The 19,617-nt window shown below is 34.6% G+C and carries 21 protein-coding genes and 1 pseudogene; 7 read left to right on the top strand and 15 right to left on the bottom strand.

The window, feature by feature from the left end:
* Positions 1-146 precede the first annotated feature (146 nt).
* The 8 genes and pseudogenes from N0O92_RS13015 to kamA all read right to left on the bottom strand — a co-directional run.
* The gene (locus tag N0O92_RS13015) at positions 147-716 is read right to left on the bottom strand and encodes a hypothetical protein (protein ID WP_315615100.1); all 570 of its coding nucleotides are present in this window, start codon (positions 714-716) and stop codon (positions 147-149) included.
* A gap of 106 nt (positions 717-822) precedes the next feature.
* On the bottom strand, positions 823-1,596 hold the full coding sequence (locus N0O92_RS13010) for a class I SAM-dependent methyltransferase (RefSeq protein WP_315615099.1): 774 nt from the start codon (positions 1,594-1,596) through the stop codon (positions 823-825).
* Between the two features lie 135 nt (positions 1,597-1,731).
* Positions 1,732-1,965: a hypothetical protein gene (locus N0O92_RS13005; RefSeq protein WP_315615098.1), complete on the bottom strand. Its 234-nt coding sequence runs from the start codon at positions 1,963-1,965 to the stop codon at positions 1,732-1,734.
* A gap of 27 nt (positions 1,966-1,992) precedes the next feature.
* Positions 1,993-2,268 carry a hypothetical protein gene (locus N0O92_RS13000; RefSeq protein WP_315615097.1) on the bottom strand — a complete coding sequence of 92 codons (276 nt, stop codon included), beginning with the start codon at positions 2,266-2,268 and terminating at the stop codon, positions 1,993-1,995.
* A 231-nt stretch (positions 2,269-2,499) separates the two neighbouring features.
* Positions 2,500-2,739, bottom strand: a complete 240-nt coding sequence (locus N0O92_RS12995; protein WP_315615096.1) for a hypothetical protein — start codon at positions 2,737-2,739, stop codon at positions 2,500-2,502.
* 31 nt (positions 2,740-2,770) lie between these two features.
* Positions 2,771-3,901 (bottom strand): N-methyl-L-tryptophan oxidase, encoded by a 1,131-nt coding sequence (gene solA / locus N0O92_RS12990; protein ID WP_315615095.1) that lies wholly within the window; start codon positions 3,899-3,901, stop codon positions 2,771-2,773.
* 30 nt (positions 3,902-3,931) lie between these two features.
* Positions 3,932-5,500 (bottom strand): recombinase family protein, encoded by a 1,569-nt coding sequence (locus N0O92_RS12985; RefSeq protein WP_315615094.1) that lies wholly within the window; start codon positions 5,498-5,500, stop codon positions 3,932-3,934.
* Between the two features lie 49 nt (positions 5,501-5,549).
* Positions 5,550-6,554 (bottom strand): annotated as a pseudogene (kamA, locus tag N0O92_RS12980) (lysine 2,3-aminomutase); the annotation flags it as partial.
* A 330-nt stretch (positions 6,555-6,884) separates the two neighbouring features.
* On the opposite strand from kamA, the gene N0O92_RS12975 reads away from it, so the two are divergent.
* Both N0O92_RS12975 and N0O92_RS12970 read left to right on the top strand, forming a co-directional pair.
* Complete coding sequence (locus N0O92_RS12975) at positions 6,885-7,091, top strand: alpha/beta-type small acid-soluble spore protein (RefSeq protein ID WP_034742580.1); 207 nt, start codon at positions 6,885-6,887, stop codon at positions 7,089-7,091.
* A 245-nt stretch (positions 7,092-7,336) separates the two neighbouring features.
* The gene (locus N0O92_RS12970; RefSeq protein WP_315615093.1) at positions 7,337-7,756 is read left to right on the top strand and encodes a GNAT family N-acetyltransferase; all 420 of its coding nucleotides are present in this window, start codon (positions 7,337-7,339) and stop codon (positions 7,754-7,756) included.
* 122 nt (positions 7,757-7,878) lie between these two features.
* Here the strand turns inward: N0O92_RS12970 and N0O92_RS12965 are convergent, their stop codons facing one another.
* Together N0O92_RS12965 and N0O92_RS12960 are read right to left on the bottom strand one after the other, a co-directional pair.
* Positions 7,879-8,604, bottom strand: a complete 726-nt coding sequence (locus N0O92_RS12965; protein WP_315615092.1) for an alpha/beta fold hydrolase — start codon at positions 8,602-8,604, stop codon at positions 7,879-7,881.
* A gap of 15 nt (positions 8,605-8,619) precedes the next feature.
* The gene (locus N0O92_RS12960) at positions 8,620-8,880 is read right to left on the bottom strand and encodes a hypothetical protein (protein ID WP_315615091.1); all 261 of its coding nucleotides are present in this window, start codon (positions 8,878-8,880) and stop codon (positions 8,620-8,622) included.
* Positions 8,881-9,511: 631 nt separating this feature from the next.
* Between N0O92_RS12960 and N0O92_RS12955 the strand changes: the two genes are divergently transcribed.
* Genes N0O92_RS12955 through N0O92_RS12945 form a run of 3 tightly spaced genes read left to right on the top strand, consistent with a single transcriptional unit; the run spans position 9,512 to position 12,774 of the window.
* On the top strand, positions 9,512-9,901 hold the full coding sequence (locus N0O92_RS12955; RefSeq protein ID WP_315615090.1) for a GntR family transcriptional regulator: 390 nt from the start codon (positions 9,512-9,514) through the stop codon (positions 9,899-9,901).
* Positions 9,894-10,793, top strand: a complete 900-nt coding sequence (locus N0O92_RS12950; RefSeq protein WP_315615089.1) for an ABC transporter ATP-binding protein — start codon at positions 9,894-9,896, stop codon at positions 10,791-10,793. Before N0O92_RS12955 ends, N0O92_RS12950 begins: the two co-directional genes overlap by 8 nt.
* Positions 10,768-12,774: a DUF6449 domain-containing protein gene (locus tag N0O92_RS12945; RefSeq protein ID WP_315615088.1), complete on the top strand. Its 2,007-nt coding sequence runs from the start codon at positions 10,768-10,770 to the stop codon at positions 12,772-12,774. The genes N0O92_RS12950 and N0O92_RS12945 overlap by 26 nt, the downstream gene beginning before the upstream one ends.
* Positions 12,775-13,000: 226 nt before the next feature.
* On the opposite strand, the gene N0O92_RS12940 is transcribed toward N0O92_RS12945, so the two are convergent.
* Together N0O92_RS12940 and N0O92_RS12935 are read right to left on the bottom strand one after the other, a co-directional pair.
* On the bottom strand, positions 13,001-13,693 hold the full coding sequence (locus N0O92_RS12940) for an OmpA family protein (protein ID WP_315615087.1): 693 nt from the start codon (positions 13,691-13,693) through the stop codon (positions 13,001-13,003).
* Complete coding sequence (locus tag N0O92_RS12935) at positions 13,686-15,512, bottom strand: MotA/TolQ/ExbB proton channel family protein (RefSeq protein ID WP_315615086.1); 1,827 nt, start codon at positions 15,510-15,512, stop codon at positions 13,686-13,688. Before N0O92_RS12935 ends, N0O92_RS12940 begins: the two co-directional genes overlap by 8 nt.
* Before the next feature lie 311 nt (positions 15,513-15,823).
* On the opposite strand from N0O92_RS12935, the gene N0O92_RS12930 reads away from it, so the two are divergent.
* Positions 15,824-16,030 (top strand): alpha/beta-type small acid-soluble spore protein, encoded by a 207-nt coding sequence (locus N0O92_RS12930; protein ID WP_315615085.1) that lies wholly within the window; start codon positions 15,824-15,826, stop codon positions 16,028-16,030.
* A gap of 115 nt (positions 16,031-16,145) precedes the next feature.
* Here N0O92_RS12930 and N0O92_RS12925 read toward each other — a convergent pair whose 3' ends face one another.
* A complete protein-coding gene (locus N0O92_RS12925; protein ID WP_315615084.1) occupies positions 16,146-16,565 on the bottom strand; it encodes an SRPBCC family protein in 420 nt (139 codons plus the stop codon).
* Positions 16,566-16,678: 113 nt separating this feature from the next.
* Positions 16,679-16,867: a BshB3 potential contributor to bacillithiol synthesis gene (locus tag N0O92_RS12920; protein WP_315615083.1), complete on the bottom strand. Its 189-nt coding sequence runs from the start codon at positions 16,865-16,867 to the stop codon at positions 16,679-16,681.
* 284 nt (positions 16,868-17,151) lie between these two features.
* Between N0O92_RS12920 and N0O92_RS12915 the strand changes: the two genes are divergently transcribed.
* On the top strand, positions 17,152-18,882 hold the full coding sequence (locus tag N0O92_RS12915; RefSeq protein ID WP_315615082.1) for an ABC transporter substrate-binding protein: 1,731 nt from the start codon (positions 17,152-17,154) through the stop codon (positions 18,880-18,882).
* A gap of 47 nt (positions 18,883-18,929) precedes the next feature.
* Here the strand turns inward: N0O92_RS12915 and N0O92_RS12910 are convergent, their stop codons facing one another.
* The gene (locus tag N0O92_RS12910; protein ID WP_315615081.1) at positions 18,930-19,244 is read right to left on the bottom strand and encodes a hypothetical protein; all 315 of its coding nucleotides are present in this window, start codon (positions 19,242-19,244) and stop codon (positions 18,930-18,932) included.
* Positions 19,245-19,617: the final 373 nt, after the last annotated feature.

The raw sequence follows: 19,617 nt of genomic DNA, 5'->3' as shown, positions 1-19,617 counted from the left end.
CTCCTCCTAATCAACAGCAAAGCTTTTATACTACCTATTATACATCTACGTTATTCCCCCTTTAAAGGTTTCACATTGTCAAGAACAGACTTAAGAGCAAGGCTTATAGTTAAGCATTGCTCTTTTAGAATATCTCTTCCGTAATGTTAATCGAATGGATTTTCCTTTTCGCATCGATAATCAATTGAATTAGCTATATCAACTAGCATGTTAGGAGTGACCTTATCAGAAACCCTCTTAGGAATACTCAACATGTATTGCCAATGATCTCTTTCAAAGACGAGAGCTTCAATCGAATCTGAAACGTTAATAAATTTTGCTTCACTTCCATTCTTTAGTGTAAATCGTTTCATCACACGCTTATTTTTTATCGGAATTTTATGTTCGATAGGTCGTACAAAAACAACATAGTGATTTTCTGGAGACTTCTCATTGATAAACTCCAATTCAAGAGAATCGTTTATGTCACCTTCTGCATCACTAAACCTACCGAAATGATGTGTAAAGCTTAAAGGAGGAAGTCTTAGCGGTAGCTTTAGATCTTGTTTGAAATGATGCTCAAATTCTTTTACTGCTTCTTCAACCGTTATATATCCAATTTCAGGATAAATTTCCTCATAAGGGCGACCCTCATGGTTTGTATTTGCAGCTACGAACTTACTAGTAATGCCAAAAATGAAAAAACTACAAACAAGCAACACGATACACTTCTTCATTTACATCATCCTATTTATTAGTTACGTATAGATTTACCAACTAACTAATAACTATGCGATAGTGAAATACGCTATCACGCGCCTACAAATTAATGTGAATGAGAGATTAATACTTTTTACATACATAAATCATCTCACCGCTAGACTCTTGTAGAGGTGTTTGCTCCCAATCTCCATATGATTGTATAATCGAAAATCCGTTCTCATTTAATAACCGTTCCATTTCCATTGGGAAAACAAACCGTAGAGATATCCGCTCATTCTCTACACTTATCACTTCTCCTTCGTTATTCAAAATTTCTTTAAAGGTCAAACATTTTAGAATTTGCGTTAAAGGATGATAAATTTCACGGTGCTTTTCTATTACTTTTTGATTCGTTTTATTGTAATAGCTCGAACTCCATTCATTCGTTTTCATTAGCTCTTCTAAATTGGGAAACCTTGTTCCAAAAATAAAAATACCCTCATCTTCTAAATGCGAATGAATGGATTGAAGTAACTGATTTTGTGATTCGTTTGTTAAGAAATGTTGGAAAGAGTTTCCTGTTGTGTATATAAGAGAACATGTTGTATCAAGTCTCAAGTTCGTACAATCCTGCAGAATCCATTTAATAGGTACGTTTCGTTTTTTTGTTTTTTCTTTCGCTCTATTTAACATGCCTTCATTTAAGTCGACACCTATAACCGAAAAACCTTCTAACGCTAGCGGAATTGTGACTCTACCAGTTCCACAAGCAAGGTCCGCTATTGTTCCACCTTGTTTTTTTGCCCACCTTAATATGAGTGGGAAATCTTTTAAATAATGATCATATTGTAAATCATACCATTCAGGATCCAAGTATTTATCCATATTATCGTGAAAAATGTCTTCTTTTTTCAATAATGCGAACCTTCCTTCGACTTTATTTCTCATTTATTTTCTATTGTAGGAATTTGGAAAAGACTCTACTGAGATTGCCTCGCTTCTTCCAGTTACCTCTGATTCGAGATGAGTTTTTCACATTTAATCCCGTCTTCAATTAATAATCGTTTTCTTTCTACGATGATAGTAATGAACAAGGATAAAATAAAGTACTGCACTACATACGGTAAAGATACGAAATTCCCACAAAGTGTACAAAGAGTATTCTTCCAAATAATGATTTGCATCTAGAAAAGATGATAACAGCAACCCGCTAAATATAAAAATACCTAACATATATAGAACTTTTTTCGTATCGACAGGTTTCACTTGATTTGTTTTCCCCACAAAACAACACTCCTTCACTTTAATACATTAATCTTCCTTACTAGCTGCTATTAGCTCTTCACTATCTCTAGATTCTTCGTCTTTAACCCTAGCTTTAGAATTAGTAAGATAATAGACGGAACCCAATAATGCCCAAAAATAAACCAACCCTAGCCCTAAAGCTAAAGGTACTTGTTCTCCCACTCTGTAAATAGATTTTACGTTCATGAAAAAATCCCCACCGATGAAACCATTAAATCCATTAAAATAAAACAAGCTACTGACAAAAACATAAAAAATAGTAATAATGAATAGTCCCCTCATAAATCCCCCTAGTTTAAATATTTTGACAATAAATCTCACTAAAAGAGTACTCAATCTCAACCTGTTTCATTTACCAATTATTTCATATTAAATGTTAGTAGTATATACGAAAAAAATCAAAAAAAGTTCCATCTTTACATTCCCTAAAAAAAGTACGCTGTTCTTATTGAACAACGCACCGATTTACTTCCAAGTTCATCTGACATTTTACTTTCTTGGTAACGACTTTTTTCAGAACTCACCAGCTTTATATTTATTGATTAACGTCGTTCGGACAAATTCTCTACATTCTGAAGACATCGACGATCGTTCAGGGTGAATCACATCTCCATATGGAAGTCCCCCAACAAACTTAACTTCTCCTTCAATGTCCTTTCCTAAAACGGCATCATGTCCTATAAATTTCACAAAAACGGTATGATGCTCAGTTCTTTCAAAATCAAGGATGCTTACTACATGCTCTTTTTGCATCTTCTATCCTACTTTCTTACTTTATAGTTACTTATTTTGAGAATCGTTTAATCGAAAAAGGTGAAAGATCAATATCATTTTTTCCTGAAACGATTAAATTACTTAACGCTTGTCCTACTGCACTACTAAATTTAAATCCGTGTCCAGAAAAGCCCGACGCGATCGCAACATTAGGATAATTCGGATGGCGGTCTATGATAAATCTTTCATCCGGTGTTAGTGTATACATACATGTTCTTCCATACTTTAACTGTCCGACTTCAGGAAGATATGCGGATAAAAATTGAGCCAAATCATCCTCATCTGCTGCCACTTCCCCAAACCCGACCAATGGCTTATTAGGATTGATTTGTTCTCCTCCGTCATGACGCCCTACCTTAATGCCAGCGCCGTCAATGCTAGGAAAGCCGTAATACATTCCATTTGGTGTATCAAAAGCATATGCCGGGAACTGATCAGAATGATAAATATCTTTATTAGCATCAAACCAGGCGAATGTCTTCCGAACTGGTGCAAGTGGCAAGTCTAATTCTAGCATAGAAAGAAGTTCTCCTGACCAAGCCCCGGCTGATATTACTAATGCATCAGCATTGTATGTTTGGTCATCTGTTTTAATTGTAACTTTGTCATTTAAGATAGAGATGCTCTTTACTCTACTATTCGTTTGTATGGTGGCTCCATGAGATTCCGCCAGTTCTTGATAGGCTTTAATACTCTCTTCACATTTAATTACACCAGATGTTGGTTCAAAACAGGCCAGGTCATGTTCAAACATTGAAAATCCTGACCATTTGTCTTGAACTTGTGTTGCATTCATCACTTCTATAGGCAAAGAATACGTTTTTGAACTTGAAATAATGTTCTGTATGAATGCAGAGTCTTTATGACCTACATTTAATACACCTGTTTGAAGAAACAGGTGCTTGCCTGTTGTCTGTTCTAACTCTTTCCATAACTCTTTTGCTTTTAGGACGAATGGGACATATTCTTCCCCTTCTCCATATGCATAACGAATAATCCTTGTTTCTCCATGGTGACTACCTTTATTATGTGGTGGTTGAAATGAGTCTAAAAGCAGCGTGTTTTTTCCACTTTTAGATAGAAAATATCCAGCCGCCATCCCCATTGACCCAGCTCCAATAACAATTACATCATAGTTCATCTTACAAAATCCTCCTTGTATTTCAATAGATCAATAATATTCTAGTTTCAATTGAAAAGGAAAGTTTTTTCGTTCCTCGTTTCGCGTGGACTTCTCAAGAATACTCGAAGGCATAACACGTGAATAATAAATTTTTTTAATCACTATTTTTAACGTTTCATTTAGTAATTCTGAATCTTGAATCTCATTCATTGTTTCAATGTTTAATAGAATCTCTTTGAGCTGCGAATTACGATCATCCGTTGACATCTCGTTCAGTTCACATTGTAACTTTTCACGTTGTAGGTCAAGGTGTGCCAGCTGACTCTTCAGATCTTGATTTTTTTCTAGTAATTCGATATGAGAAAAAATTCCTGAAACAGCCAAATCAATCAACTTTTTCTTTTGAACTTCCACTTTTTTTCTCTGAATTTCTATCTTATTTAATCGGTACTTCAACTCGTCTTTTGCTGTATTACCTATCTCTAAATTCATCAATTTTAAAACTGTCTTAAGATCTTGTTTATATGATTGTATATATTGCAGGACATTTTTTTCAACATACTCGAGCTTGATACCTGAATTGCCGCACTTCTCTCCGCTATTTGTTAAGTATTCACATTTTTTAATCATATACATATTGGACTTTTTATCATTTCGAATAACCATTTTCCTTCCGCATTCGGAGCAATAGAGTAAATCTTTTAACACCGTCACTCCTGTGTTCAGAGCTGGTTTTTCTCTAGTATTGACCGAGGACTTCGAACGAATTTCGATTGCTTTGTTGACGTCATTCCACACACTTTCTTCTATAATGGCAGGATGACTGTTCTCACAAATGATGCTTCCATTTGTCTCATGCACAAACTTTCCATGTTTTTTTATTTTTTTGCGATCTGTAAATACCGTCCACCCTTTATAAACTGGATTGCAGATGATTCGTTTAATAGAAGGGATGTTGAAATGGTTCCCTGTCGCTGATTTATACCCTTCTGCATTTAACCTGTCTCTAATCTTAAAAATTCCTTTACCTTCAGAATAAAGTGAATAAATATAACGAACTGTTTTTGCCTCCTCTTCATGAATTTCTAATTTTTTTGTTTCTGGATTTCTCCGATAGCCAAAAGGAGGACTACCTGATATATATAAACCAGTCTTGGCCATTTGCATTTTATTATTTTTTGAACGTTTTCCGATTAAAGCATGTTCCTGTGACGCAATCAATGCTCCAAATCGAAACGTAAGAACATCATGATCATTATTTGCTAAATCATATATTTTTTCAGGTGTAATAATTACCTTATCATAATCCTTACAATATTGAAGGACCGTTTCAGATATTAATCCATTTCTTGACAAGCGAGAAAGCTCTACAACAAGGATTGCATCAAATTTCTCTATTTCCCTTAATAACTTTTGTAATTGTGGCCTCTGGTCCAAATCAGATGTTCCTCCTGAAAGAACTTCCTCGTACGTTTCAAACGTATACCCATTTCTAGTTGCTAGTTCTGTTAAGATCTTACGATGGTTCGTTAATGTTTCGAAATTTTCTGACCTTTTCTCTTGAGAAATACGAAGGTACATAGCAACGTGCATATTTCTATTAAACGAAGGTAACATGCTACAGATCATCCTTTCGCTGTTCTTTCATCCAGACTATAAAAAATGATGTAGGTACGCTATAACCAGACGTATGACCGCGAAGGCCTTCAATTATTTCCAACCCCTTTGAAACAGGAGCCCTAAAATGGCCGATTCCTTCAGATAAATCACATTGGTAAATGTAATAAGGACGAACTCGAATTTTCACTAAATCATAATTCAATTTCTTCATAATTGGTAAGCTATCATTAATACCTGCTAAAATGACAGCTTGATTTCCAACAGGAACTCCAGAATTCACTAACATTTCACATGCCTTTTTTGATTCTTCTGTTATTTCAATCGACGTATTAAAATGAGTGTTCAACCAGACTGGATGGTACTTTTTTAAGATGTTACACAAGTTCTCAGTTATACGTTGCGGAAAAACGACAGGTGCTCTTGTTCCAATTCGAATAATTTCTACATGTGGAATATCACGTAGGTTTTTTAATATATATTCTAGAATCTTGTCATTAATTAATAATCCATCACCTCCAGATAGAAGAACATCTCTAACTTTCGGCGTGTTTTTTATATAATGAATGGCATCATCCAATTGTTTCTTTGGCACACCCATTCCGATTTGGCCAGAAAATCTTCGGCGTGTACAGTAGCGACAATACATCGAACACTGATTCGTTACTAGAAATAACACTCTGTCTGGATAACGATGTGTCAATCCTGGTACAGGTGAATCTTCATCTTCTTCCAAAGGATCTTCCATATCGTATTTTGTCTTGTTGATTTCTTCTCCTATCGGGACCGATTGCATTCTAATTGGGCACCTTGGATCATTCGGGTTCATTAATGATGCATAATAGGGAGTGATATTTAACGGAATTGTTTTTGTTGAAATTTTCACTCCTTCTTCTTCTTCTGGTGTTAAATTGATTACCTTTTTTAATTCTTCAAGCGTACGAATGGTGTTCGTTAATTGCCAAATCCAATCATTCCATTGCTCTTCTGAAACGTCTTTCCAAAGTTCAATATCCTTCCAGTGGCGAGTTGGTTTATATAAATCCATTTTCATGTTGGTATACCCTCCTAATAAAAGACTCACTATTTATAATGCAATTATTGTGCCACCTTTTTAGTTTATAATTGTTACTTTGAACCCCTTGTCAAAATCAACTATCCATTCTTTCTCGTGATTGACTTTAACTACAGCTGCCTAAATTTAAGCAGTTCATTAATCAGAAAATGAATTTGGCATGCCTTTACAACCTGCCGAAAATAGAGCATTACCTCCAACATTTTGGCATCTATACCATTTGGTAAGAATTGCATGGTGTTTTCCTACATAAAAACATCCATGACCATACAAACTATTTTCAAAACCAAGAAAGAGGTGTTTTTAATCATGGCAAGTAACAACAATAATTCAAATCAATTATTAGTTCCGGGTGTACAGCAAGCATTGGATCAAATGAAGTATGAAATTGCATCAGAATTTGGTGTTCAATTAGGAGCTGACACAACTTCCCGTGCAAACGGCTCTGTTGGTGGAGAAATTACAAAAAGATTAGTACAAATGGCTGAGCAACAAATGGGTGGATCTCAGTTTTAATAATAAGAAAACAGGTGTCCTTAGTAACGGATTCCGTTAGATCTAGTAAACAAAAATACGAACAAAGGCAGCGATCTCCGCTGCCTTTTTAACGTTACTTATGAAAGTCAACTACGAAACCCTAATTTATCCTTTAGCTAAAACTACTTCCTTTATGAAAGGTTGAGGAAATATCTTTTAACTCTAAGTCTTTCGATGATGCCAGATCAACTATATAATGAAACTATAAAAAGGGGGAAGAATGTATGAATGAAGAGACAAGAGGAAAAAAACTAACAATTACCATGAACAAAGTAATTACAGCAGAGGAATTATCAGCTGTTTTTAAATCATCAGGTATTAAAAGACCAGTCGATGATGTAGCTCGGTTGCAGCGTATGATTGACAATGCTGATATTCTGATAACTGCCTGGGATCAAGAAAACCTTATAGGAGTTGCTAGAGCTATCACAGATTTTAGTTACTGTTGTTACCTCTCAGATTTAGCTGTTCATCATCAATATCAAAACATGGGAATCGGGAAAGATTTGGTTCAATTCTTACAAAATCAAATAGGAGAAGAGGTAGCATTAATCCTACTATCCTCCCCAACTGCCATGGGGTATTATCCACAAATTGGTTTTGATAAGATCCCAAACGGTTTTATAATAGCTAGAAAACACTAAATTAAGCAGCAAAAAAAATCCTTGCCTTACAGAAAGAGAGCGCACTAACTATTACCCCCTGTTGCTCTCTTCCCTGTTTTGAGGTCACAGAAAAGGACATATAATTGCTAGTATTAATGAAATTAAATTTTCGAACACATTCTCTTGATTGCCTGAACGACAATTTCTGGTTGATCGTTCTGAATATAGTGGGCACTTTTACTAGCCAGGACGAACTCTCCTTTTGTAGATGTTTCAGAGAGTTGCTTTTGCATGTCATTCCATAACTTTTGAGACTGTTTAGAGTAATGCTGTTTTCTACCTGCTGAAATAACAATCATAGGTAGATGTAACTCTTTTTTTAGTTCTTTCAATTGCTTTAAACTTGCCATAAATTCATTATAATCACTCTCATAAACAAACTGCTTACGATACGTTTCTTGAAACTCATTGGACATCGTTGGCAAAAACGTTTCTCGATAGTCTGCTGGAGTAGTATCGACTAAAACGAGTCCTGCTATGTCTTCTGGATACTCATCCGTATATAGCCTTACATTTACTCCACCGAATGAATGTCCTACTAATACATACGGTGGACTTATATTCAAACTGATTAGGAGAGTATTAAGTTCTTTTACCATGTTTTGACTTGTTCTAGGTAGGTTGCTTTTTTCACTTTTCCCTATACCAGCTCGATCATATACAAAAACTTTTGTAAACTTCAATACTTCTTTGAGGACAGGATCCCATGACGTAGAATCATCTCCATATCCTGAATCAAAAACGACTGTTACATTGTTTTGTTTATTTCCTAGTAACTTCGCAAACAGTGTATAACCACCAATGTCAATATACATACCTTTATCCATTTCCACTTTTCCTCTCTAGTTTGCGATGATTATGACTATATTTAAAGAAATTAGTAATAAATTTATTCTATACATTTGTTTTAATGAGAGTTTTTTATCTACTATTCTCGTAATAAAACCACATAAAATGACGATCAATCCCCAACTCCAACTCGGTATAAACTCCATAACTGAATAAAGTATTATAAAAGAAAGCGTAGAAACCATTACTATATAACCAATAATTCGAAAAGCTTCCTTAAGGTTTTCCTGACTTTCCTTATCTAAATCTTTCACTACTTCCCTCCCGATATATGATATTTACACTTTCTGTGTGTTGTATTTTTCTAAGCCTGTTTTCGTAAAGATTGTTGTTATGAAATAGTTTTTCCTCATAGTGAAATGGAGCGGAAGTCACTCGACTCCTGCGGGAATGCAGAGGTAAGGGCGAGACCCCACAGGCGCAGCCGAGGAGGCTCGGCACCTCCCCGCGGAAAGCGAGTGGCTGAAGCGCAATGGAACGAACATGAGGAGAACACGTATCCCATAAAAACAACAAAGTATGCGAAAACAGCCTTTTCTAATACAAATTCATGACCGTTCTCCAAAAGTCCTGTAACGGACATAAACGTATACCCTTGCTCTTTTAATTCATTGTTAACAGTAGAAACTAGGCTGTATTAATATGATTTCGCCATTTAAACATATCATAAAACTCTCGCGTATAGAGTGGTAAGAATAATATGCTTAAAGAATCTCATGTCGATTGAGTAGCCACTTTCTTTTCATTAAAAAATCACTTTAATTTCCAATTATTTTTCCATTTTTTTAAAATTTTATTTACAAACCTGTATTGACCGTACTATATTAAATAATACAGTTAGTTCAGTTAATACAAATAATCATTAGCGTATGAAAGGAGGCCAATATGTTTCAATTAGATCTAAGAAGTCGTGTCCCCATTTACGAACAGTTAGTTGAAAAGTGGAAAGAATTGATTATTCAAGAAGTGTACGAACCCGATCAACAGCTCCCTTCTGTCCGAGTTCTAGCACAAGATTTAACCGTAAATCCTAATACAATCCAAAAAGCGTATCGTGAATTAGAACACCAAGGCTATATTTACTCAATACCAGGTAAAGGGAAATTTGTTGCTCCTCAGGCGACAACCACAAATGACGAGAAGGTGATGAAAATGAAGCAGGAATTACTGAAATTGTTATCAGAAGCACTTTACCTCGGTATAGATAAAGAAGAGATTCTAAATTTAATTACACTTGCTGAGCAATCAACTAAAGGGGTGAATCAAGATGATTAATGTAACGAATCTGCATAAACAATTTGATGGATTTCAAGCAGTAAATAACGTTACCCTACATATTCAAAAGGGCTCTATTTACGGCTTGCTTGGATCAAACGGTGCAGGAAAAACAACTTTATTAAAGATGTTAGCTGGTATTTATAAACAAGACTCAGGAGAAGTTCTTATAAATGAACAAACTGTCTTTGAAAATGTCATAGTAAAAGAGAAAATGATTTACATTGCGGATGCTCTATACTTTTACCCAAATACAACAATCCAGCAAGCAGCTCATTTTTATCAATCGGTCTACCCTTCTTGGAATGAAACACGTTTTCAAATGTTGCAAAATGTCTTTCAAATTGATCGCTCTAAGAAAATACACCGGCTTTCAAAAGGAATGCAACGGCAAGTAGCATTTTGGCTTACGTTATCTACCATGCCTGATGTGCTCATTATGGATGAACCATTAGATGGATTGGATGCAGTTATGAGACAAAAGATTAAAAATCTTCTTATTCAAGATGTTGCCGAACGTGAAATGACAGTGATCATCTCCTCTCATAACCTTCGAGAAGTAGAAGATCTTTGTGATAATGTTGGCATTATGCATGGTGGAAAATTAATTATTGAGAAGGACTTAGATGACTTAAAATCTGATGTACACAAAATACAAGTTGCGTTTAAACAAGGAGTTCCTTCTGAATGGCTAACGAGCTTGCCTATTCTTTATAAGGAAGAACGAGGAAGTGTTCTTCTTTACATTGTGCGTGGAAAAGAACAAGAGATTATATCTCAAGTACGTAAATATCAACCAGCTATTTTTGACTTGCTTCCTTTGACGTTAGAAGAAATCTTTATTTATGAAATGAGGGACGTTGGTTATGAGATTGAAAACATTATTGTTTAATAGGGGAATTTTCATTCAAGATATTCGTAACGTTGGATGGATCAGCTTAGCCATGTTACTTTGTTTGCTCTTCTCTCTCCCACTTCAACTTCTTATGGCTTACACAAGAGAGAACGAATTTCACCATTTTGATCCGCCTAATAGTTTATTTGCCCTTTCTAACGATTTTCAAATTTTCTTGATATTTACGTTTCCTGTTTTACTAGCCATTTTCTTATTTCGTTATATTCAAGTGAAGCTTTCTAGCGATTTTACCCATAGTTTGCCAATAAAAAGAGAACATTTATTTCATCAACATGCTTTGTTTGGCTTGCTTGTATTACTTGTTCCAATCTTCATTACAGCTATTAGCTTATTCGCGTTAGGACAGTTTCTACCTTACAAAGAGTTATTATCCTTCTCGTCCATTTTTAATTGGATGACAATCACAGCTCTCTTTTATATTTTTGTTTTTCTAGCTGGTGTGTTTGTTGCTATGTTCACAGGAATGTCTCTCCTACAAGGAGCCCTTACCTATATTCTCTTTTTCTTTCCTGTTGGTGTGACTATTTTATTTGTGTCAAACATAGAGTTTTACTTATTTGGTTTTACATCTCATTATTACTTAAATCAGCAATTAGAAAGTTTAATTCCTTTTATTCGGATTACTCAATTGGATCGCCTCCCTCTTTCAATAATCGAAAGTATGATTTATTTGCTTTTATGCATCGTGTTTTATGTTGCTGCCGTAATTGCTTATAAAAAAAGAGGGACAGAAATAGCAACTCAAGCAATTGCCTTTCAATCACTTCGTCCACTTTTTAAATACGGGGTCACTTTTTGTACTATGCTAGTTGGTGGTCTTTATTTTGGGAGTTTACAAGGTGGAATGGGTTGGATTCTATTTGGGTATGTAACAGCAGCTTTTCTTGGCTATATTTTAGCTACAATGATATTAGAAAAAACATGGAGAGTCTTTTCTAAATGGAAAGGATATGCCGCCTATATCATTGTTATGGCTCTATTAGGGTTTTCGTTGCAGTTAGATATGTTTGGGTTTGAGAAGAAAATTCCAAATGTGGAAGACATACAAGGTGTATACTTTGGGGAATCTGTCTATAGTGTCATTGATTACGAAGGACATACGAACCCGTATTACGAGGAAAATAGAAGACTGTACATTGAACCAACTTATTACTATACAGAATCAGAAACGATTAAAAATATTCACAGTTTACATGAACAGATCATAAGCGAAAAGAAACTCCTTAAAAACATGTCAAATACATCCAATTCAGTTGCCATTCGTTATAATTTAAAAAATGGCGACCAAATTGTTAGATATTATCAACTACCAATCAGCATTTACCAAAAGCAGTATAGAGAAATAGTGGAATTACCAGAATATAGACAAAATCAAAATCCGGTTTTGAAAGTAGACGATTTGTCTAATCTTAATCGTATTTCCATTCACTCTTACCGAGCTGAAAACAGAGTAACGTTAACGAATCCAGATGATATTGAAGAATTTCATCAATTGATTCAAGCGGATATACAAAATCAATCATATGAAGAAACAATGGATTCAAGAAGTTGGTGGTCAGAAATTTCTTATGAATTTAATAATAATCAATACCTTCAATTTTCTTGGAAAAAGTCATATACGCTCATTGATAGTTGGTTAGAAGAAAAAGGACTATTAGACCAAGCACGTGTAACAACAGATGATCTTTCTCATGTGTATATTGTAAAAAATGAAGACAATAGAGATCTTCATGAGGTGGTTTATGGTAATACAGGGTTTGAAGAGAGTCTTTCCGAGAGAGAGGATGCTTTGAAACTAGCCAACCCAGATCAATTGACGGAAATCCTTGAAAAATCAGGCGGAAGCTATAGAGGCGATTATATTGTTGGTTTTTACTTTAATAATTCTATTCATCCAGAATTTGAAACGATTACGATCGAAGACGCCCCAGACTTTCTATTAAAAGAACTTCCTTAACGTTTTTGGAGGGCAGTGAAAAAGTCATTTTTTCTTTTTCACTGCTTTCATTTTTCTTGTGGCGAGTTTTCCCTCACTTCGTACTTCATTGATAGAGTCAACTTTGTATACAGTTCAAAATTAATGGAAGACTTTTTCATACTTTGTTGTTTTAATGGGGTACGTATTCTTCTCATGTTCGCTTCATTGCGCAATGGCCACTTGCTTTTCGAAAACAGCCAATCAATTATTCTCCAAGAAGTTCCCGTGTTCGTTCTAAAATCTCTTCATCTTTTAAACGAAATTTAAATTCTACTCTTCGAGATGCTTGATTGCTATAATTCCCTTCTTCATCGGTACGACCTTCCGTATACGATCGTCCATTAACAGTTAATTTCTCTTCTACATGTTCTTGAATGTGTTGATAGGGAAAATCTTCACTAAGGATATACTCTGCCACACTAAAAGCCCTTTGCTGAGAAAGTTCTAAGTTATATAAATAACTCCCAATTTGATCGGCATGCCCTTCTATAATAATCTCAGAAATATAGTCTTCATACCCTCTCTCTAATAATACATCTAAATACGCAGGCACAAATTCATCCAAAAAAGTAAAGGCTTCTGGTTTTAACACTGCAGCATCAAATTCAAACAAAATATCCGTATTAAAAATTAACGCTCCCGTTTGTTCATCGATTTGAATATTTAACGACGAATCAGTAAATTCTTCATTTAAATCATGAATTAAATCAACACGAACTCCCATGATTTGGTCAATGGTTCGTTTCATTTCTTCAATCTGAAACGATTTGATAACCATCATAATAATGAAAATGAGAACAAAACATAGGAGAATGGCCGTTAATAAATCAGTAAATGATGGCCAAAAGTGACTCTCTTCCTCTTCTCGATGAAATAACCGCTTATACTTTTTAATCATTTGTTCCAACCCTTACTCGGTCATTTTGTCTTTGTGTGTCTTGCGATAATAACTGAAGCTGACGATTTAAATGTTGAAACTCTTGACTCAATTCATTGAGCGTTTGCTGCAGATAACGGGCGCTTCTTTGTTGGTTTTCCTCTGTTATGTCACCAATTTGCTTAAATTCTTTTTTGATCGCTTCATTCATATCAATAATATAATCACTAATATTCCTACTGATTTTATCTAATTTATCCCCCATCGTTCCTTCAACGTTTGTAGCTAATTTGGATACGGTCTCTTTAAAAGCAGATACACTGGATTCTAGTTGCTTATCCTTTTGATAAAAAGAATCAGACATTTGTGTCAGAATACGACTCAACTCATTTAATAATTGGTTGTTTTGCATATTAGTTTGTTCATGTGATCGTGTTGCATCACTCAAGTATTTTTCTACAGCTTGCGAGTTAGTCGAGTGGTGTTGTAATTGATTCATAAATTCGTGATTAAATTGTTTCAATTCATCAAAACGATACGTTAATAAATTTTTATACTCTCCTTGAGCCTTTTGAACTGTTTCAATTGCTTCAGGTAAACGATTTACAGAATGACCAAATGCATGAAAGTCACTTCTTAATTCTCTCAAATATGAATTCATTTCGAAAAGCTTCGAACTTACATCCTCTCCAAATATTCGTTCAAATAGATGGGTATTTTCTTTCATTACACGAGTAAACTGCTCGCTCTGGCCATTTATTTTCTCGAAACTTGTATGAATAGCTTCTTGTCGTTGTGTAATTGCTGTAAAGAAGTCTTTCAAATCAATGACTGACTGTTGAAAATCATTCTTCGCTTCCATTTGAGAAGTTGTTAGCTCTGCAATTTTGTGATAAGTTTCCGTAAACGCACTCGTCATTTTTTCATTTCTTTGATCCATTTTGTAAAAATAAGAAAATAATTGATCGAAATTTTTATTTAGCTTGGATACTCCTTTATCAAAACCATTTGTTACTTCTTTTACATTTGTAAAAATGACCTCAAAATCCTTAAGGTTTTCTGATAACCCTTCATTAAATTTTGCTAAGTCTTTTGCTGACTGTTGCAGACCAACTGTATATTCTTGAAATCCTCTAAAGGAGTTAACGATGCTTTGTAATGATTCTTGATTTGTTTCCTTTAATTCATTTATAGATGAGTGAATCGTTTCTGTAACAGTAATGAGACGAGCCATCGAATCTTGTTCATGTTCCTCCAAAAATGCTTCTGTTTTCAGCATAATATCCGTTAACAAAAATTCTGTGTTCGCTACACGAGTCACGATTGTCATGATTAAAGATAGTCCCATACCTGCGATACTCGTATAAAACGCTACATCTATGCCACCGAGTACTGCTGCTACATTCTCAACTAGTTGATCCCCAGTAGAATCAATACTTCCGAGCGACATAGCAAGTCCAATAAACGTACCTAACACACCAATTAATATAAAAACAGACACCGTCATCTGAATCATTTTAATAAGACTAACTACCGGTACGTTAACGACACGCCAACTAGAAAACTTCTTTTGAACGAAAGTCTCAACTTTTACTGATTCTTCTTGATTTTTTTGTTCAAATTCCCTTTGGAAATGATTTAATGGTGCAATGTCTAAAGAATTCGTATCATGAACATAATTTCGTATTCTTCTTAACTTGCTATACAATGTAAAATGAATCAAAATCGTTACGGCAAAAGAAAAAAATAACACCATAAAAATGGTTTCAATCAATGGATTAGATAATATAGTTTGAGCTTGTTGTTCACTCGTGAATAGACTCAAAATAGCTTCAACCATTTCAAACTCCCCCTATATATTTGTATTGTCAAAATAAGAAATCTTATAACGTTACGAATTAGCTTAATCATGACAGATCTATTGTTGTATATAGCTATTCTGCTATTGGACAAATCATGCATAGATCGACAGGGAAGTTTTGATGCTTTAGTTTGTAGAGTTAGTGTAGATGAGCAGTTCGTAAAATGGGGAGTTTGAAGAGGATTGTATCATGGAAATATTTACTTCCTAATCATTACGTAAAATCACACATAAAATCAGTTATGTTTAAACAATACTATTATCAAAACCAAGAAAGAGGTGTTTCAATCATGGCAAGTAACAACAATAATTCAAATCAATTATTAGTTCCAGGTGTACAGCAAGCATTGGATCAAATGAAGTATGAAATTGCATCAGAATTTGGTGTTCAATTAGGAGCTGACGCTACTTCCCGTGCAAACGGCTCTGTTGGTGGAGAAATTACAAAAAGATTAGTACAAATGGCTGAGCAACAAATGGGTGGATCTCAGCTTTAATAGTGAATGAAAAAGGGATGTTCTAAATGGTTAGAACATCCCTTAATTATGCTCTTTTCAATCCAATTAAAAGATCATTGACCATAGAAGAGCTATCTAAGGACTCTGCCTTCATTTACGCTTCAACAACTTTTCGTAACCCTTCATTAATAAGATTATCCCATCCTTGATCCATTCTTTCTCTAATAACTGAATGCTTCTCGTTTGCTTTTGAAACTTTAGTTTCAGGAGACTTCCAGCCACTATGGACAAGTGTAAACTCCGTTTGATTTTGCAATTCTTTAAGAGAAAAAGTAACGATCCACCCATCTGTATCCCATGAAAAAGAAATATGTGTTGGTTCGTTTACTTCTAATACTTTGCAAGGAGAAGGACCAAACGGGGATTGCAAATGAAAATCTTGTCCGACTTTAAGTTCAAAATCATTTGGCATAAACCATGATTCAATGCCTGAAGAAGTTGATATGGCATTCCACACTTTTTTTATCGGAGCTTTGAAAACTACCGTATGTCTAATATCTTGTAAAGTATCCATTTGATGATCTCCTTTTTAATGCGAAATTCGCTTTAATGTTTTCTTTATCTACCTTGACGATGGCAAAAGATTCGATCCATCTCTACTACTTTTTGATGATCAAGAGCAGCCCTCTAAAATACGAACCTCCAAATAACGGCGATTAAAATGGCCAAAATGGGAATTAGAACCAGATACATCCAGAGTTGATTCTTCATGCTTCTTTGACTGGAGTATGCTGTATCCTCCGTTTTTGTTAATGACAATGTAATTACTAAAGATATAATACAAACAATGGTTACTAAAAATAGTAAAAACTTCATGATATTTTCTCCATTTTAATTTTAATATACTTAAAAAGTAAAACCTATGTAAAACTAACTTTAGTATAAGGGTAAAGAATTTCCTCATTATTTACAAGTGTAACATACTTATTTCTTCTAACAATTCAAGTACTAGTAACATCTTAACAGTCACTTAAACATTCTCTGAATCTATTGTCACTAGATTTTTCATCAGATTTATGGTAAAAGAAAAACAAGAAGAAAAATAAAATTAAAACAAAATACAAGATTTCACCTTTTTAATAAAGGAGGAAAAGTTGAACATGAAACTCGAAAATCATTATATCACCCTTTACTCACATTTAGGTCCGACCGATGTTAACGTGTTTATATCGGAAATTGCCGAACTACTTTCATGCTCCGAGCGGCATGCCAAATCTCTTATCAAACAAATGCAGGACCAACAATGGATTACTTGGCATGCAAGTTCAGGAAGAGGAAATGTATCTAAGCTCTGTTTTCACATTTCTCCACAAAGGCTAATGCAACAACAGGTTCAAAGATGGTTTGAAAATGGAGATCTCAAACGAGCAATAACTTGGATAGAACAGCAGACCGAATTGGATCAATCTTTCCTATCATGGATAAATGAGTATCCCCAGTGGATACAAAATAATGGGATGGATATTCTTAGGTATCCAGGTTATGGCCATATTCATACATTAATCCCATCTGAGATCACATCAAAAAGCGAAGCGCACATTGTGGAACACGTTTTCAATCGTCTTCTTCAATACAACAGCGAAAAAGACGAATTTGTTCAAGAGTTAGCTCATTACTGGGAATACGATGAAGAAGGGCTTATTTGGAGGTTTTATTTAAGAAAAGGGATTGTTTTTCATGATGGAAGTCCCTTAACATCTGAAGTAATTAAGGAGAATATAGAATTCTGGGATAAAAGAAACTGTTCATGGAAATTAAACATGGTTGAAGACATTGACCATATTGACGTTTCATCACCAACTGTTATTACTTTTCATTTAAATAAGCCAAACCGCTTATTTCCACATGTTTTTACAGACGTGAAATCCATGATTATCCCTGTTCATTTGTATAAGAATAATCCAGACTTATTTGTTTTGAATCCTGTTGGAAGTGGGCCTTTTCGAATAAAAGAACATATTCGTAATTACCTCGTTCTTGAATCTTTTTCAAATTATTTTGGATACCAGCCTTTATTAGACAGGATCGAATTGTACAATATCGCTAATCAGATAGGAGCAGAAACCAAACCTATTGATTATCGTTTTTTATATGAAAAATCGGTTGTACATACACATAAAAAGAATTTACCTCCATATGGCATGTACATAGTATCTAATCATCAAAAAGCAGGAATTCATCGCCAACCAGGATTCCTAAAAATGCTAGCTATCGTCATTAAGTGGTTGAATCCCACTCATAACAATCAAAATAAGGATGAATCACAAACAACTAATGATTTAATAAAAGCAAAAAACTGGTTTGAAGAACAAGGCTTAACAGGACAAACGATCTCTCTAATAGCAACTAATAATGAAGATCATGATAAATTGAACCTTTTGTTGCAACAATTGACACATTTGTTTTTAGAGTTAGGGATAACTCTACATACAGATGTGTTTCAGAGAAACCAGTTACCAAGTTCAGAACAACTTTACAAAGCTGAACTGATTTTAACTTCTTTAAGCCATGGTGAAGACAAATTTGATTCTTTCATGAATGCACTCAGCCTTAATACAAACGTTATTTACAACTCTTTGCCACTTGAAGCAAAAGGATTCATCCGTTCTTTGGCACAGGAAATACAGCAGTGCCGAGATTTAAGAACAGCTTATAACCATTTGACACAAATTAAAACCTTTCTTTTAGATCATAATTATATCCTTTTTCTCTGTGAGTATAATGAACATGTAAAATTGGAATTCGATGATTCAATTCAAGGTGTTGAATTGAATCGTTATCACCGATTACAGTATCAGAAATTGTGGTTAAAAAATGAAAGAGAAAAATAGTCGTTATTTACAAGTAGCGACTTTTTTCTCTAGCTTATCAAACTCCATTAATCGCTCCATAAATTGTATTCTATAATTTCTTCTTCATCTGAAACAGATACCCACCCTAAGGCTGATAAGTCAAATTCGCTTGACTCTCTTTCCACTTCCAAGTACACATCCCACTTATTAAAATCATCGCTCCTAGCTACGTCAAAAATCTTCACATCTTCAATTGTGATACTTAATTCATTCTCATGAATATACTCTTCCGCAAATTCGATCGCTAGATCTTTAGCATGATCTAAAGGCAATGTTCCAAAAGAGCAGCCAGTAATAAGAATAATGAAAGAAGTAAGTAAGATCAAATATACTTTGTTCATAACCATCCTCCCTTATTAATAAATCTATTAATTTAGACGTTCTAACTAATAAATAAGTTTGAAATTTTACCAATATTTTTACAAAAAACTATAAAAAGAAAGGGTACGCCTTAGTTTAAGCGATACCCCCTTTTACTTGTCCTCTTAGCGTAAAGGCTCGTACAGATCTGCGTAAGCCAATTTATGACATATCATATATAAAACGATATATATGGGAAACGAGTAAAAAATGCTCCAATCTACAGATGAATACAGCCAAGGGATTTTACCACCCTTGCCATCTTTTTTACCACTCTCCGCCAGGGAATTTACCACGCTACGCCAACATGTTTACCAAAAAAGCCCTACAGATTAACATTCTAGTAACCTGATA

Origin of the sequence: Alkalihalobacillus sp. MEB130 (assembly GCF_032335535.1) — a bacterium.
GTDB lineage: Bacteria > Bacillota > Bacilli > Bacillales > Bacillaceae_D > Halalkalibacter.
The sequence above is the reverse complement of the archived record's forward strand: the minus strand, read 5'-3'. Positions and strand labels throughout refer to the sequence as shown.